Annotated in this window: 16 protein-coding genes; 5 read left to right on the forward strand and 11 right to left on the reverse strand. The window is 39.0% G+C overall.

Annotated elements, in window-relative coordinates:
* Positions 1-120: 120 nt before the first annotated feature.
* From rlmD to SCI76_RS12110, 4 genes are all read right to left on the reverse strand, one after another.
* Positions 121-1,506: a 23S rRNA (uracil(1939)-C(5))-methyltransferase RlmD gene (rlmD, locus tag SCI76_RS12095; protein ID WP_168761405.1), complete on the reverse strand. Its 1,386-nt coding sequence runs from the start codon at positions 1,504-1,506 to the stop codon at positions 121-123.
* A gap of 162 nt (positions 1,507-1,668) precedes the next feature.
* Positions 1,669-2,478, reverse strand: a complete 810-nt coding sequence (gene pdaA, locus SCI76_RS12100; protein ID WP_165635413.1) for a delta-lactam-biosynthetic de-N-acetylase — start codon at positions 2,476-2,478, stop codon at positions 1,669-1,671.
* Between the two features lie 94 nt (positions 2,479-2,572).
* Entirely contained in the window at positions 2,573-4,114 is a 1,542-nt protein-coding gene (locus SCI76_RS12105) for a fumarate hydratase (RefSeq protein WP_098627107.1), read from the reverse strand.
* A 162-nt stretch (positions 4,115-4,276) separates the two neighbouring features.
* On the reverse strand, positions 4,277-4,462 hold the full coding sequence (locus tag SCI76_RS12110) for an SE1561 family protein (protein WP_013081532.1): 186 nt from the start codon (positions 4,460-4,462) through the stop codon (positions 4,277-4,279).
* Positions 4,463-4,665: 203 nt separating this feature from the next.
* On the opposite strand from SCI76_RS12110, the gene yfkAB reads away from it, so the two are divergent.
* The gene (gene yfkAB / locus SCI76_RS12115) at positions 4,666-5,784 is read left to right on the forward strand and encodes a radical SAM/CxCxxxxC motif protein YfkAB (RefSeq protein ID WP_407545221.1); all 1,119 of its coding nucleotides are present in this window, start codon (positions 4,666-4,668) and stop codon (positions 5,782-5,784) included.
* A 35-nt stretch (positions 5,785-5,819) separates the two neighbouring features.
* Here the strand turns inward: yfkAB and SCI76_RS12120 are convergent, their stop codons facing one another.
* Together SCI76_RS12120 and cax are read right to left on the reverse strand one after the other, a co-directional pair.
* Positions 5,820-6,620, reverse strand: a complete 801-nt coding sequence (locus SCI76_RS12120) for a YfkD famly protein (protein ID WP_028412446.1) — start codon at positions 6,618-6,620, stop codon at positions 5,820-5,822.
* 140 nt (positions 6,621-6,760) lie between these two features.
* On the reverse strand, positions 6,761-7,816 hold the full coding sequence (gene cax, locus SCI76_RS12125; RefSeq protein ID WP_034263745.1) for a calcium/proton exchanger: 1,056 nt from the start codon (positions 7,814-7,816) through the stop codon (positions 6,761-6,763).
* A gap of 200 nt (positions 7,817-8,016) precedes the next feature.
* Here cax and SCI76_RS12130 point away from each other — a divergent pair, with 200 nt between their 5' ends.
* Positions 8,017-8,430: a pyridoxamine 5'-phosphate oxidase family protein gene (locus SCI76_RS12130; RefSeq protein ID WP_034263743.1), complete on the forward strand. Its 414-nt coding sequence runs from the start codon at positions 8,017-8,019 to the stop codon at positions 8,428-8,430.
* A 19-nt stretch (positions 8,431-8,449) separates the two neighbouring features.
* Here SCI76_RS12130 and SCI76_RS12135 read toward each other — a convergent pair whose 3' ends face one another.
* The 3 genes from SCI76_RS12135 to SCI76_RS12145 form a co-directional block, all read right to left on the reverse strand.
* The gene (locus SCI76_RS12135) at positions 8,450-8,833 is read right to left on the reverse strand and encodes an OsmC family protein (protein WP_034263756.1); all 384 of its coding nucleotides are present in this window, start codon (positions 8,831-8,833) and stop codon (positions 8,450-8,452) included.
* Positions 8,834-9,039: 206 nt separating this feature from the next.
* On the reverse strand, positions 9,040-9,528 hold the full coding sequence (locus tag SCI76_RS12140; protein ID WP_168761408.1) for a phenolic acid decarboxylase: 489 nt from the start codon (positions 9,526-9,528) through the stop codon (positions 9,040-9,042).
* Between the two features lie 25 nt (positions 9,529-9,553).
* Positions 9,554-10,009, reverse strand: a complete 456-nt coding sequence (locus SCI76_RS12145) for a DUF3237 domain-containing protein (RefSeq protein WP_168761409.1) — start codon at positions 10,007-10,009, stop codon at positions 9,554-9,556.
* A 181-nt stretch (positions 10,010-10,190) separates the two neighbouring features.
* On the opposite strand from SCI76_RS12145, the gene SCI76_RS12150 reads away from it, so the two are divergent.
* Entirely contained in the window at positions 10,191-11,375 is a 1,185-nt protein-coding gene (locus SCI76_RS12150) for an MFS transporter (RefSeq protein ID WP_168761410.1), read from the forward strand.
* Between the two features lie 14 nt (positions 11,376-11,389).
* Here the strand turns inward: SCI76_RS12150 and SCI76_RS12155 are convergent, their stop codons facing one another.
* Together SCI76_RS12155 and SCI76_RS12160 are read right to left on the reverse strand one after the other, a co-directional pair.
* Positions 11,390-12,319 carry a cation diffusion facilitator family transporter gene (locus SCI76_RS12155; protein ID WP_049162767.1) on the reverse strand — a complete coding sequence of 310 codons (930 nt, stop codon included), beginning with the start codon at positions 12,317-12,319 and terminating at the stop codon, positions 11,390-11,392.
* Between the two features lie 15 nt (positions 12,320-12,334).
* Complete coding sequence (locus tag SCI76_RS12160; RefSeq protein WP_034267028.1) at positions 12,335-12,652, reverse strand: helix-turn-helix transcriptional regulator; 318 nt, start codon at positions 12,650-12,652, stop codon at positions 12,335-12,337.
* A gap of 208 nt (positions 12,653-12,860) precedes the next feature.
* On the opposite strand from SCI76_RS12160, the gene SCI76_RS12165 reads away from it, so the two are divergent.
* Both SCI76_RS12165 and SCI76_RS12170 read left to right on the forward strand, forming a co-directional pair.
* Entirely contained in the window at positions 12,861-13,010 is a 150-nt protein-coding gene (locus SCI76_RS12165; RefSeq protein WP_013055132.1) for a BH0509 family protein, read from the forward strand.
* A gap of 225 nt (positions 13,011-13,235) precedes the next feature.
* Complete coding sequence (locus tag SCI76_RS12170) at positions 13,236-15,155, forward strand: heavy metal translocating P-type ATPase (protein WP_034267025.1); 1,920 nt, start codon at positions 13,236-13,238, stop codon at positions 15,153-15,155.
* Positions 15,156-15,192: the final 37 nt, after the last annotated feature.

Raw genomic sequence — 15,192 nt, forward strand, 5'->3', positions numbered from 1 at the left:
ATTTTCCTTATTTGAAATATGATACTACATAAAAACCTTGTTCCTTTACTTGTGATAAAGACCTCCTTATTACAAAGAAAAAAGAGCAGAATCAAATCTGCTCTTTTACTCTTTTTCTATTCATTTCTTTAACGTCAAACTCACTACATTCTCCACATGCGCTGTATGAGGGAACATATCAACAGGCTGAATGTAATCAACGTTATAAGCCTTCGACAGCTGCTGCACATCTTTGGCTAATGTGGATGGATTACAAGATACGTAAACCACTTTCTTTGGCTTTACTTGTAAAATTGTTTTTAGAAGCTTGTCATCACAGCCTGTTCGCGGCGGGTCAACGACGATAACGTCTGGCTTCCAGCCTTCTTTTACCCACTGCGGCATCCATTTTTCAGCCGGACCTGTTACATACGTGGCATGTTCAAATCCATGATCTTTGGCATTTTTTCGCGCGTCTACAATGGATTCTTCAATCGTGTCCATTCCGCGAATTTCTTTGACATCTTTAGCAAGCCATAAGCCAATTGTCCCTACTCCGCAGTAAGCATCTACGATTTTTTCACTGCCTGTTAGCGCAGCTGCTTTTTTTACTTCTTCATATAGCTTCACCGTTTGGAGAGGATTCAGCTGGAAAAATGCACGCGCTGAAAGTTCGAATGAGATATCACCTAACGTTTCTTGAATCACCGACTTTCCAGCAAGTGTAAACGTTTCGTCTCCAAAAATAAGCGATGTTTTTTGACCGTTTACGTTTTGTACGAGTGATTTCACTTCCGGCAGGCGGCGCTGAATTTCTTTCATCAGCAGCTCTTTTTTCGGAATTTCTTTTTTAGCTGTAATCAAGACAATTTGAACTTCACCCGTTTCAAACCCTACTCGAGATACAATGGTACGCACAATTCCACGGCGTTTACGCTCATTGTAGATAGGAATTTGAAGGTCTTGTAAAATTTGTTTTATTTCTTTTGTCACGTGATTTGTAGCTTTATGCTGAATGGGACAGTTTTCAATATCAATCAAGCGGTGAGAATTCAGTCCATACAAACCCGCAATGACTTTTTGTTTGTCCACGCCGACTTGAAACTGAGATTTATTACGGTAGCGCCACGGATCTTCCATACCAATCGTTTGGCGAGTTTTTTCCTCTACTTTTTTTAATGAACTGTGACGTTCGAACGCTTGCAGAACAATATCTCGCTTGGATTCTAGCTGACCTTCATAAGATAAGTGCTGAAGCTGGCAGCCTCCGCACTGGTCGTAAATCGGACAGGGTGCTTCTACGCGATGAGGAGATTTTTTGCGAATTCGCTTGATTTTCCCTTCGGCAAACTTATGCTGAACATTTGTTGCTTCTACAACCACTTCTTCATTCGGTAATGCTCCCGGTACAAAGACGACTTGGCGCTTAAAATAGCCTACGCCTTCTCCATTAATACCGAGTCTTTTTATCGTCAACGGAAACGTTTGTCCTTTTTGAACTTTCATTTCAGTTTTTGGTTTATTCATGAGACCAACTCCGATTAGTTTAAATTCTTTATATAGTTATTAACGGTCTTTAGCTGCTTAAAACCTATTGGACCGTATCGCTTTAAAAAAGACATCAACGCATATTATAACACTTCAACAGCAAAAAACCGACAGAAGAAATATTCCCGTCGGTTTTTATCTTTATTTCGTTTTAGAAGGACTTTTCTTCAATTGTTTACGTTCGTTCATTAAATCATCAATGCTTTTAAACGTATAGCCCTGCTTTTTTAAATCCACAATCGCTTGATCTAACGCATCTGCGTTATCCTTTGAAACGGTATGCAGAAGCATGATCGCACCTGGATGTATTTGAGTCATCATATTGTCGTATGAGTAGCGCCAGCCTTTTTGTTCATTCACTTTCCAGTCAACAAATGCTAGTGACCAAAATACATTCGTATAGCCTTCTTGCTTTGAAAGAGCTAGCGTTCGTTCGCTAAATACACCTCTAGGTGAGCGGAGATACTTCATTTCATCACGACCGGTAATATTCTTGTATTCATCTTTTACTTTTTGCAGCTCTTCTTTAAAACGTGCATCATCCACTTGAGTTAAGTCAGGGTGATGCCATGAATGATTGCCGACAATATGCCCTTCTTTTACCATTCGCTTAATTAGCTTAGGCTCTTCTTTTAAATAGTGTCCTGTTACAAAAAACGTCGCAGGAACCTTTCTTTTTTTGAGCACGTCTAATACCTGCGGTGTATAGCCATTTTCATAACCGTTATCAAACGTTAAATAAATGTTTTTTTTAGTTGTATCGCCGAGGTAAAACGCATCATACTTAGCAAGAATGTGTTCATAAGCTGTACCTGCGGATGCAGGCTTGTGATTTTTACTTTTTTGAAATCCCCAGCTGATCGGAGTGTTTGGATACATTTGTGCTTCAACAGATGCTATGCCTGTTGACATCACGAATAAAAAAACGAGAAAAAAGGTGAACCGGCGCATAAGAAGCTCCTTTCGGAAGTCATTTTACGCTTAGTATCCACTCAATTTTCTCGTTCATGAACGTTACTTTTTACCATACGTTCCCGAAGTATGTTTATTTAAATACCGGTTCTTTAAATTGCTCAAGCTTTTCAAATGAAGACTTGTCTACATCTGCATGCAAGCTGTTTCCGTGTGAATCCATCGTCACTACAGCTGTAAAACCTTCTACTTTTAAATGCCACATTGCTTCAGGAATACCGAACTGCATCAAATCAACGCCTTCTACGCTCTTGATACAATCAGCATAGTACTGCGCAGCTCCGCCGATAGCATTTAAGTATACGCCCCCGTGCTCTTGAAGAGCAGCAAGCGTTTTAGGACCCATACCGCCTTTACCGATAACCGCGCGGATACCAAATTTCTTCATAATATCTCCTTGGTAAGGTTCTTCACGGATACTTGTTGTTGGTCCTGCAGCGGTTACGTGCCATTTTTCATCTTCGTCTTTTAACATAACCGGGCCACAGTGATAAATGATTTGTCCATTTAAATCAATTGGCGCATCGTGGTCTGTTAAATGTTTATGAATAGCGTCGCGTCCTGTGTAGATCATACCGTTGATGCGCACTACGTCACCAACTTTTAATTCACGAATTTGCTCTTCTGTAATAGGTGCTTGTAATACAACTTCTTTTGTTTCATCCGCATTTTGTTTCTCTTCTGCACCTGCATTTTTATTAAAATCTACTTCTTCGCCTTCTTGATACAGCCACTCTTGAACGCTTCCTGTATCAGCGTTGATTTTAATACCTAAGCGACGGTAAGCCCAGCAGTTATACGCAACTGACACATAGAAGCTAGCAGGAATACGATTGATTACGCCGACTTTACAGCCAAGTAATGTCGTTTCTCCGCCAAAGCCCATTGTACCGATTCCTAGCTTATTAGCATTCTCCATTACATACTCTTCTAATTCTTTCAGCTGAGCGTTTGGATTTTCGTCATCTAAGTTTCGGAACAGCTGCTCTTTTGCTAATTCATAGCCTGTTGTACGGTCGCCACCGATTCCAACACCAATGACGCCGGCGCTACAGCCTTGGCCTTGCGCTTGGTATACTGAGTGCATCACACATTTACGAATACCGTCTAAATCACGGCCAGCTCGGCCTAACCCTTCTACTTCACAAGGCAGGCTATACTGAATGTTTTTATTTTCACAGCCGCCGCCTTTTAAAATAAGACGCGCATCAATATAGTCATTTTCCCACTGTTCAAACTTAATAACCGGCGTGCCTCCGCCTAAATTATTACCGCTGTTTTCTCCCGTTAACGAATCTACAGAATTAGGGCGAAGCTTTCCGTGCTTTGTTGCTTCTTCAATTGCCCAATAAATCGCTTCTTTAATTTGAAGCTGATTCACTCCTACAGGGGTTTTAATTTTAAATGTTGGCATACCTGTATCTTGACAAATTGGCGATAAGTTATCATCCGCCATTTTAATATTATTGGTAATGGTCGCTAAAGACATTGCTGCACGCGTTCCTGCATTTTCACGCGCTTTTGCCTTTGCGATAGCACGTCGAACGTCTTTTGGCAATTTTGTAGATGTTTCAACAATTAAATCGTACATGCTTTGTTTTAAAGCTTCAATCATCACTTAATTCCTCCCATATCCCGCTAATGTATGTATTTATCTATCTGTCGTACAACTTTCAAAATTTATTATACTCCTTCAAAAATTGTTTCGAAAGACCTTTATAGGAGGATTTCTACTTCAAGCAAAAAAGCGCTAGTTTTTCTAGCGCTTTTTTCTTCTTCATTCTTTATCTTTTTTAAACTGCTCACATTTTGCTTCTAGGTCATCAATCATTGTAATCAAACGGTCAATATCTTCTAGATCTGTGTTTTCAGGCTCCATAGAGTCTAATACATGTACAAACATATTTAAACGATCTTTTAAATAACGTACTTGTGAATCTTTATCTCGAACGGCGTTTCCCATTTTAAACCCTCCTGATGTAGCTTTTCATTCTTATTTCCTTATATCCTAACGAATACTTTCATATTTGACAACTAAAAGCAATAAAATCCATAATAGTCACTGGTGTCCGTTTTGAATGGGACGTATAATTTAGTCTAGCAGGACGGACCGTGAGATGTTTTCATCATCATTTCACTTTACGGAAAAATAAAAGGAGTTTTTTTATGGCCACTTTACAACGAATTACCCCGGAGTTCGATCCGTGGGAAGCGTATTTAGATATGAAACAATATGGCAAACCGACGCTCACAAACGTTGAATTTACAACAACGACGCTTTGTAATATGCGATGTGAGCACTGCGCAGTTGGATATACGCTGCAGCCAAAAGACCCAAACGCACTGCCTCTTGATTTAGTTTTAAAACGTCTCGATGAAATTCCAACTCTTCGGGCGTTAAGCATTACGGGCGGAGAGCCTATGATGTCCCTATCTTCTGTGAAAAATTATGTGGTGCCTTTATTAAAGTATGCACATGAACGTGGTGTCCGTACACAGATTAATTCAAATTTAACATTAGATCTTGCTCGTTACGAACAAATCATTCCTTATTTAGATGTTTTACATATTTCTCACAACTGGGGAACGATGGACGATTTTGTGGAAGCTGGCTTTGCAATGATGGAGCGAAAGCCTACTTATGAGCAGCGCGCCAAATATTTCGACCGTATGATTGAAAACAGCCGCGCGCTTGTAAAAGCAGGTGTAACGGTATCAGCTGAAACGATGTTAAATAAACGTACGCTTCCTCATATGGAAAAAATTCATCGTCAAATTGTGGATGAAATGCTTTGTCAGCGTCACGAAGTACACCCTATGTATCTAAGTGACTTTGCCAGCACCTTAGAGACATTATCTCTTCCTGAAATGCGTCAAGCGATTCATCACCTTCTTGATATTCGAGATGAAAATGTGTGGATGCTATTCGGCACGCTGCCGTTTTATGCATGCAGTAATAACGAGGAAGACTTAACGCTTTTACAGCGCTTGTATAGCAGTAAAAATGTAACCGTTCGAAACGATCCAGACGGACGTTCTCGCCTAAATGTAAATATTTTCGACGGAGATATTATCGTAACTGATTTTGGTGATACGCCTCCTCTTGGCAACATTCAAGATACAAAGCTTACAGACGCTTTTGATACGTGGCAGCAAAGCACAATTTCTAAAGAACTTAGCTGCCATTGTTCAGCGGTCTCTTGTTTGGGACCTAATATTTTGGTAAAAAACAGCTATTATCAAGATACTGATTTTAGCAAACTCCAAGCGAACATTACAAAATAACAAAAAGAGATTCCACCACTGGAATCTCTTTTTTGTTATCTCGGCTGATCGTAAGCCCCGAAACTTAAGGAGACATAATCTTGTACTGGAATCCATGCTCCAATTCCTTGAGACGTTACATTTCTCACCACAATTGAACGCTTGCTGCCTTTTACCGTTACATATACTTCCCCATACGTTACTTTTCCCTTTTCACTTACAGCAGGCGTGTACGCATAGAGATAACCTACTTTTTTAGGAGCTACGTTATACACCTGGTCTTTTTTCGTTCCGGCACCTACAAACGTTTGAAATGATAAAGTGAGCTTTGTTTTTTTAGCTGCTTCAATTAGCATCATTTGTTTAACATGATCAGGCTGAGGCACTTTTGCCGTTAATCCGCCTTTTACATGGCTTTGATTTTCCTGACTGTACATCATTTTGTACTGAGTTTTTCCTGCTCTGTTATCATAATGATTCGTATTGATTCGCTGGTGCTGCCAGTTAACGTTTGTTTCTGTTGATTCATAATTTAACGGCCACTGTCCTAAAAAAATGGTTGCTCTAAATCCAATTGCCCATGGAGTTTTAGAAATGTTTGATTCATTTAATATACGAATTAAATCAGGGTTTTCAATTTTTACATTTGACGTTTCAATGAGCTCTTTTGTGAACTCACTCGGCTGCAAATAAGGCGTGTCTTGACTAGCATTTGGATACGTATTTTCTTTTGAAATATTTAAAGCTGAAGAAGGCACGTTGATGGTAGGCTGAGCTGTTTTTGCAATGGCGATCTTCGTTGAACATGAAAACGAAATAATGATGGTAAACACAAATAAAAGCAATTTACGTAACATCTAGAAACTCCTTTCAACATCGTTAATGAATGCAACCATAGTTTTTTCAAACATCCCCTGTTTTATCCTGAATACCAAAAGGGAAATTCTTCTATTCACTCACAAAAAAGAAACGTCCACATAAAGTGAACGTTTCTTTTTTAAATAAGATAAAAACCAATTCCCATAATAATATAAGCACCTAAAAGAGTTGCGCCTTCAAACCAGTTTGTATCTCCGTCATTAGAAATCGCAATTGTTAAAAATACGGCTGTTACCATCGCAATCAACTCAGGCCAAGTAAAAACAAGAGACATTTGGCTTTCGAACATTAGCGAAACAAGTACTAATATTGGTGCTACAAACATCGCTACTTGTAAAGTTGATCCAACAGCAATTTCAACAGCTACACCCATGCGATTTTTAACGGCCATAATAATAGCGGAAGCATGCTCTGCCGCGTTCCCAACAATTGCTACAATGATGACCCCGATAAACAGCTCACTCCAGCCAAAGCTTTCCGAGACAATTTCGATTGTACTTACCAAGCTTTCGGATACATAAGCCACCGCTAACGTAGACAAAAAGAGAACCGCAATCGCTTTCCACATTGACCACTCTGGCTCCTCATGTTCTTCCACTTCTTCACTTTTATGCTGATACACGCCTCGATGCGTGACCAGCTTAAAGAATAACGCCGCTAAGTATAAGATGATGAGAATAATGGAAATTCCGACACTTAGAGACATGGTCTTCGCTTCGTCCATTTCGCTAGCAAACACTTCAGGAATAACAAACGCAACGATAACGGCAAAGATCAATAATCCAGAATTATGTCTTGCATCATAGACATTAAATTCTTGACGCTTAAATTTAAGTCCCCCGATAAAGAATGAAAGACCGCCTACAAGAAGGAGATTTCCTAATACAGAACCGGTTAACGATGCAAGCACCACGGCTGTAAGGCCTTCTTTTAAAGCAAAAATCGAAATAATTAATTCTACAGCGTTACCAAAGGTAGCATTCAATAGACCGCCTATTCGAGGACCAGCTACAACAGCTAAGCTCTCTGTAGCTCTTCCCATAAAAGCTGCGAGGGCAATGATTGTTAAACAGTAAATAATAAACATAAGAACATCTGACCAGTGCATCATGTGCCCAATAACAGATAACGGCACCCCAAGAATAACCGCTATCAGAAAAATCCGATTGATCATCGATATGTACACCTACCTTATTCATTTTTTGACAACAAAATCAATCATATCAAATTAATGGAATTTGTATAGACTCACCGTCAATGTTAGTATTTTTAACCTATCTTTATAAATGATAAACCTCTAATTGATTTTTGATTAAGATATTTAAAAATCAGCCAAACTACCAAGGATAATGAGATAGAATGAGGAGTGAAAAAATGAGTAATGATGTAAAAAATCAAATTTTATCGGTACTGGATGACTATACAATCGGAACGTTAGCTACGATTCAAGATGGAAAACCTTATTCACGCTTTATGATGTTTTTTCATGAAGATCTTGTGCTTTACACCGCCACCAATAAAGATACCCACAAAGTCGAAGAACTAGAAAAAAACCCTTACGTTCATATTTTGTTAGGCTATGATGGGCAAGGTTGGAGTGATCCGTATGTAGAGGTAGAAGCCAAAGTAAATGTAGAAACAAACGAAGAGTTAAAAAAGAAATTTTGGAATGAAAAGTTAAAAGAGTGGATTAAAAGTCCAGATGACCCAAATTTTTTGCTTCTTCAGCTGACTCCTGAACGCATGCGCTATTTTGATAAAGCCGGAAGCAAACCAAAAGAAATATAAAAGTGGACAATGTCCACTTTTATTTTATTTCGAAGGTTTCTGTAACTTCTATACTGTCAATAACCGACTGTAGCATTGAACAATTTTTTCGGGCTAGCTCAATCGATTTTTCAATTTTGTCTAATGGCAGGTCTTTTCCCGTGATGATATAGTGCAAATGAATTTTTTCGATTCGCCCCGCTTTTTCATCATTGCGCGTTACATCAGCTTGGATGCGTAAATCGGAAAAAGCGATTCTTTTTTTCTCTAGAATCTTTCTTAACACGCCTCCGCTGCACACGGCAATGGATGATGTCATTAGCTGATACGGACGAAAGCCATGCTCTTCATCTCCGGCGATATGTAGCTCTCCATAAGGAAAATCTGTCGTAAACCCCGCCTCTTTTTTCATGTTAAATTCCATTTTCTTCACTCCTTTCCTTCATTATAAACCGTTTTTTATATAACCAACTACTCTCACTATAGATCACTTGTTACACCGCGGTTTATTTCCGGGCACCATCACAATAAAAAAATCCGAACGAAGTTGATTCTTGATCAAGAATCAACTTCGTTCGGATCTTCCTTCAACTAATATACTTTTGTCCTAGCCTTTTGTATGACTCCGTATTAAATTAATTTTCCAGCGCGAATATCATCCGTCATTCCTTCGTAAGGCGCTTGAGCGATAACTTCCTCATTGTTTACTCCGACATTTTTGATGAATGTAATGTCAGCAAATTCGGGAACCACGTATTTCGGATATGTTTCGTATTTTTCACGGGATTCATGCATTAAATCAAGATAATCATTTTGATAGCACACGGTAATTTCAGGATGTTCATGTACCCATTTTGGGAAGAAAATAATTCCGTGCATGCGTTTTTCATTAGGCATAAAGTTCAAAGATACATCTGTCCCCGTTGGTTCAGTCCAAGATACTTTATATACACCTTCTGTTAATTTCACAATATCTACTTTTTGGTCACGAACCCATCGTCCTGCCACCATTCCGCTATGAATACGATAATCGATTGTATTTTCGTTTTTAATATAGATTTCATATTCCCATCCGTTTTCGTATGTGTAAATCATATGATTTCCAATAAATTTTTCCATGTCTATACCTCTCCTTTGATTTGATTTATAAAACTTCGTATATGTCTAGCACAACGCTTTCTGGGTTTCTTACAGCAGCGCCTATAAACATGCGGTCCTGTAACCACTTATACTTTGCACTTCCAGTTTCAAAGACAGGAATCGTACGAAAGTAAACGTACTCTGGAGGTATAATTTCACCTTCAGCAGCCTGTTCTCTAAACTCTTCACTAACCTGACGTATTCCATTGTTTTCAATATAAATAAGTTCATCATCTTCTGTTTGAATGACATATCGTGCAGATAAATCGACGCGGCCATCCCAACGAATAATTTGAGAATCCGCTCCACTTGGAAGAATTAAGCCTTTTATTTCCCCGTCTGCAGTACCTGACTTAATGGGAATAAACTGTTTTTTTCCTAATCCTGTATGACCAATAACGACGGGTGTACCAGCATTAATTGTGAATGTTGCTATTTTCTTCAGCCCTGGTTCTATCATAGCAATCACCTCTTAATTGTAAATAAAAACATGTAAATATTTACACGTTTTATTCTACTCCCCTTACATAAAGATGTCAAATGGACAGCACGGCCTGTTTATATCCTTGTCAATAAAGCGTTTTCCTTGTACGATTAAACAGTTGGATTGACAAAATATAGATAAAAAGAGGTTAAATGCTATGGGTGTTACTCATCAACAACGTTTCTGGATTTTAGTTAGCCTTGTCGCCATTTCTGGATTCAGCCAAGGCATGCTGCTTCCTTTAATTGCTATTATTTTTGAGAAAGATGGTCTTTCCTCTACTATAAACGGATTAAACGCAACTGGATTGTACCTGGGCATCTTATTTATTTCTCCTTTCATGGAAGCGCCGCTTCGCAGATACGGATACAAGCCAATTATCGCAGCAGGAGGACTTTTAGTTATTGTATCTTTAGCTTTGTTTCCCCTGTGGAAATCTGTTGTATTTTGGTTTGTGCTCCGTTTATTTATTGGAATAGGAGATCACGCGCTGCACTTTGGAACTCAAACGTGGATTACATCGTCTTCCCCTGCTGATAAAAGAGGTAGAAACATTTCACTGTATGGGCTCTTTTTTGGTATTGGTTTTGCTGTTGGTCCTTTAATGACGCCGTTAATTGAAATTAATCAAGCGCTGCCTTTTATGATTTCTTCTGCTCTATGTCTTCTAACGTGGGTATTTTTATTTTTGATAAAAAATGAATTTCCCCTTCAGGGAGTTGAGGTTAATTCATTAAAAGAAACGGCTAAGCGATTTTCTAAAGCGGCTAAATATGCTTGGATTGCTTTTTTACCGCCTTTTGGATATGGTTTTTTAGAGTCATCACTGAACGGCAGCTTTCCTGTATACGGTTTACGAATTGGATTGCAAGTAGAGTTTATTTCACTGCTGCTGACTTCCTTTGCAGTTGGAGCTATTGTGTTTCAGCTTCCTCTTGGCATACTGAGCGATAAATTCGGACGGAAATTGGTATTAGGATGGATTTTATCAATTGGAGCCGTGACTTTTTTTACAGCAAGTCTCTTGGAAGACACCGCTATTCCATTAGTAGCGTGTTTATTTATAGCAGGCATGGTTGTAGGTTCTACGTTTAGTTTAGGAATCAGCTATATGACGGATTTGATTCCTACCCGTCTGCTTCCTACAGGTAATTTACTATGCGGCATTGCTTTTAGTATCGGAAGCCTTGCCGGTCCTTACATAGGCGGTACTTTTATTCAGTTCTTTCATCATGTCAGCTTTTTTAATATTATTAGCGGGATGCTTGGCTTTATTTTTATCATTCTTTTTGTATTCGGACAAAAAATGCCTATGCAGCAAAAAACAAGCGAGAACTTATAAGTTCTCGCTTGTTTTTAAACTTTTAGCGTTCGGTGCTGAAGAGCTGATTTTTCAATTTGTATCGTCGTATGCTCAATGCCACAGTGATCGTGTACTAAATCAATGGCTTTTTGCAAAATCTGCTGACAATCTTTTTCATCTTCTACGCGCATATGACAGCTCAATGAGTCCAGTCCTGAAGTAATCGTCCAAATGTGTAAATCATGCACATCTTTGACTCCTTCAATGTTTTCAAGAAGGTTTTTTATTTCACTGTGATCCACTCCTTCAGGAGAGCCTTCCATCAAAATATGAACGCTATGAGCAAGCACGCCCCAAGCGCTTTTTAAAATTAATACAGACACAACTACAGAAATAATCGGATCAGCAATATACCATCCAAACAGCATCATAAGAAGTCCCGCTACAATAGCTCCAATAGACCCTAAAGCATCTCCCAATACGTGTAAGTAAGCGCTGCGCAAATTTACATTTCCTTTTACATCGCCTTGTCTCATAAGTGACCATGCGCTGATTAAATTAGCGAGTAAACCAACAGCAGCAATCAGCATCATGCTGCCGCTTGCTACAGACTGCGGCTCCAGTACGCGCTGATAGGCTTCATAAATGATAAACCCTGCTATTACAAACAGTGCCACTCCGTTAAAAAGAGCCGCTAATATTTCAAAACGATAATAACCGTACGTTTTTTTAGCCGAAGCAGCTCGGTTAGCAAACCATATGGCTACGAGGCTAAGAGCAAGTGAGCTTGTATCAGACAGCATGTGTCCGCTATCGGATAATAGCGCTAAACTATTTGTAAAAAGCCCTCCAACAAACTCAAGAACCATAATACCCGCGGTGATAATTAGTGCAATTAACAGACCTTTTTTGTTGCCTTCACGCTGTGTATCAAAATGGTGATGATGACCATGATGATGATGGTGGTGATGATCATGACTCATGCAAAGCCCCTCCTTCTAATCGTTATGTGCGCATTCTACGTGCTGAATCACTTGATGCAGTATTCCAACCACGTGTTCATCGTCGTACGTATAGAAATACGTATTCCCTTCACGGCGATATTTTACTAAACGTAAATGACGCAAGTGAGTTAACTGATGTGAAATAGCTGATTGTGAAACACCAAGCACTTCAACCATATGACCGACTGAACATTCTTCTTGAAATAGCAAATAGAGAATCTTCATTCTCGTAGGATCTGAAATAGCTTTTAGTATTCTTGATGCTTCTTCTACTGTTTGAGGTGATAAAAACGAATGTTCATCTTTTTTCATAACATCTCTCCGTTCATTATATGCAAGTATATGAGCATATGTTCATATATAAATTATAAAGTACCTTTTTCTCTATAGTCAATTATTTACGTCTTTCAAAATTTTTTTGCCTATTTTTAAAAAAAATCCACACAAAATACTTTTTCTGTTATATAATACAATTAAATATAATAAACTGTATTAAAACAGATGGAGAGGAGAATAATAAATGAGCAGACAAGAACGTAAAAACATGATTACATTTATTGAAACAATGAAGGGGATTGACCGTGAAACCTTAATGTACATGACGGATGCCGATATCGAGCACATTTACACTTCCGCTTATAAATATTATGAAGAGCATTTAGATATGTAGTACGTTTTTTACAGAATGCAGACGTCCAGCTGCATTCTGTTTTTATTTTTTAAGCATTAGTTGTTACCTCCTTGCTTGTTCCGTGCTATACTATACTAAATATCCCAATTCAAAAGATAATAAATGGAAAAAGTTTGCTGCTATCGCTGAGATGGCAGCTTTCGTGCTTTTTTAGGGGTAATGATTGTGATTATTTTTCTCAATTATCGTTCAAGGAGGATTTGTATGGAAAATGCGTTACCTAAAAAACAAGAACAAACGCCGCAAACATCTTCTGCTGTCAACGTATTAAAAACACATGGTGAACTCATTGCTGCACTGTTGAGCGGAGTCCTTATTTTAGCCGGCTGGCTGATTTCAAAACAGCAGGATACAGCTGTATCTATTACGCTCTTTGTATTAGCTTATGTGATAGGTGGATTTGCTAAAGCAAAAGAAGGCATTGAAGAAACGATTGAAAATAAAGAATTAAACGTCGAAATGCTAATGATTATTGCTGCCATTGGAGCGGCTGTAATTGGCTACTGGACAGAAGGTGCTATGCTTATTTTCATTTTTGCACTAAGCGGTGCATTAGAAACGTACACCATGAATAAAAGCAACCGAGAAATTAGCGCCTTAATGAATTTGCAGCCGCAAGAAGCAACGCGGCTGATTGGAGACCAAGAAGAAATTGTCTCCATTTCAGATTTACAAATCGGAGACTTGCTGTTAGTTAAGCCGGGTGAACGAGTGCCATCCGATGGTATTGTTGTCTCAGGTCAAACAACGATTGATCAGGCGGCTATTACGGGTGAATCTGTTCCCGTACTAAAACAGCTCGATGATGAAGTATTCGCGGGCACGGTGAATGTGAAAGGCGCCATTACCATTAAAATGACAAAGCCAAGTGCTGAGACGCTGTTTCAAAAGATCATTCAACTTGTTCAAACGGCTCAAAGTGAAAAGTCTCCTTCTCAATTGTTTATCGAACGATTTGAAGGCACATACGTAAAAATTGTTCTATCGGTTGTGGCAGTTATGCTGTTTCTCCCCCACTATGTGCTTGGATGGAGCTGGACCGAGACATTTTATCGAGCAATGATTCTCTTAGTTGTAGCGTCTCCTTGCGCCCTAGTTGCATCTATCACCCCTGCTTCGCTGTCTGCTATTTCAAACGGAGCAAAAAAAGGAATTTTGTTCAAAGGCGGCGTGCATTTGGAAAGGTTAAGCCATTTAAGCGCAATTGCTTTTGACAAAACAGGCACGTTAACAAAAGGAAAGCCAGAAGTGACAAATGTTATTGTACGTTCTGATATAAACGAACAGGAATTTCTTATTAAAATAGCATCAATTGAACGTCAGTCTAATCATCCGCTTGCTCAATCCATTGTTGACTTTGTGAAAAACAAGCAGGAATTGACGCTCGTTCAGCCAGATTCACTTGAAGACGTTCCCGGATACGGTGTGATTGGGTCTCTTCAAGGAGATACGTGGAAGATAGGAAAAGCAGATTTTGTAGGTAAAGAAGAAGCAGCTGAATTTGAAAATGGGATTTCATCTACGCTTGCCAGTGAAGGAAAAACGATTGTGTACGCAAAAGACCAGCATGGTATTGTGGGATTGCTTGCGCTAAAAGACGTTGTACGAACAGAAGCTGTAGAAGCTGTTAAATCTCTTAAAGAGCAGGGTATTCATACCGTCATGATTACAGGAGACAGCGAAAAAACAGCCGAGGCCATTTCAAAAGAATGTGCCGTCGATGAATACATTGCAGAATGCTTGCCTGAAGCGAAAGTAGATAAAATTAAAGCGTTAAAAGAAAAATTCCCTACCGTTTCAATGGTGGGAGATGGTATTAACGATGCACCTGCTCTCGCTACTGCTAACGTTGGAGTAGCTATGGGAGAAGGAACGGATGTGGCACTTGAAACGGCAGATATCGTTTTAATGAAAAATGATTTATCAAAAATTTCGGATGCAGTAGCTCTTTCCAGACGAATGAACTCAATTGTGAAGCAAAATGTTATTTTTTCTATTGCCGTCATCTTTTTATTAATTTGTTCGAATTTTTTCCAAGTGCTTGATATGCCATTTGGTGTTATTGGTCACGAAGGCAGCACCATTTTAGTTATCTTAAACGGCCTTCGCTTGCTAAAATCTTAACGAAAATAAGCCTAACGTATTTGTTAGGCTTTTTATT

The sequence above is a fragment of the Priestia sp. HNGD-A6 genome (assembly GCF_045784335.1).
GTDB lineage: Bacteria > Bacillota > Bacilli > Bacillales > Bacillaceae_H > Priestia > Priestia zanthoxyli.

Coding starts and splice junctions, on each gene's coding strand:
- rlmD (WP_168761405.1), bottom strand. CDS start 1,506: ATGAATAAACCAAAAACTGAAATGAAAGTTCAAAAAGGACAAACGTTT.
- pdaA (WP_165635413.1), bottom strand. CDS start 2,478: ATGCGCCGGTTCACCTTTTTTCTCGTTTTTTTATTCGTGATGTCAACA.
- SCI76_RS12105 (WP_098627107.1), bottom strand. CDS start 4,114: ATGATTGAAGCTTTAAAACAAAGCATGTACGATTTAATTGTTGAAACA.
- SCI76_RS12110 (WP_013081532.1), bottom strand. CDS start 4,462: ATGGGAAACGCCGTTCGAGATAAAGATTCACAAGTACGTTATTTAAAA.
- yfkAB (WP_407545221.1), top strand. CDS start 4,666: ATGGCCACTTTACAACGAATTACCCCGGAGTTCGATCCGTGGGAAGCG.
- SCI76_RS12120 (WP_028412446.1), bottom strand. CDS start 6,620: ATGTTACGTAAATTGCTTTTATTTGTGTTTACCATCATTATTTCGTTT.
- cax (WP_034263745.1), bottom strand. CDS start 7,816: ATGATCAATCGGATTTTTCTGATAGCGGTTATTCTTGGGGTGCCGTTA.
- SCI76_RS12130 (WP_034263743.1), top strand. CDS start 8,017: ATGAGTAATGATGTAAAAAATCAAATTTTATCGGTACTGGATGACTAT.
- SCI76_RS12135 (WP_034263756.1), bottom strand. CDS start 8,833: ATGGAATTTAACATGAAAAAAGAGGCGGGGTTTACGACAGATTTTCCT.
- SCI76_RS12140 (WP_168761408.1), bottom strand. CDS start 9,528: ATGGAAAAATTTATTGGAAATCATATGATTTACACATACGAAAACGGA.
- SCI76_RS12145 (WP_168761409.1), bottom strand. CDS start 10,009: ATGATAGAACCAGGGCTGAAGAAAATAGCAACATTCACAATTAATGCT.
- SCI76_RS12150 (WP_168761410.1), top strand. CDS start 10,191: ATGGGTGTTACTCATCAACAACGTTTCTGGATTTTAGTTAGCCTTGTC.
- SCI76_RS12155 (WP_049162767.1), bottom strand. CDS start 12,319: ATGAGTCATGATCATCACCACCATCATCATCATGGTCATCATCACCAT.
- SCI76_RS12160 (WP_034267028.1), bottom strand. CDS start 12,652: ATGAAAAAAGATGAACATTCGTTTTTATCACCTCAAACAGTAGAAGAA.
- SCI76_RS12165 (WP_013055132.1), top strand. CDS start 12,861: ATGAGCAGACAAGAACGTAAAAACATGATTACATTTATTGAAACAATG.
- SCI76_RS12170 (WP_034267025.1), top strand. CDS start 13,236: ATGGAAAATGCGTTACCTAAAAAACAAGAACAAACGCCGCAAACATCT.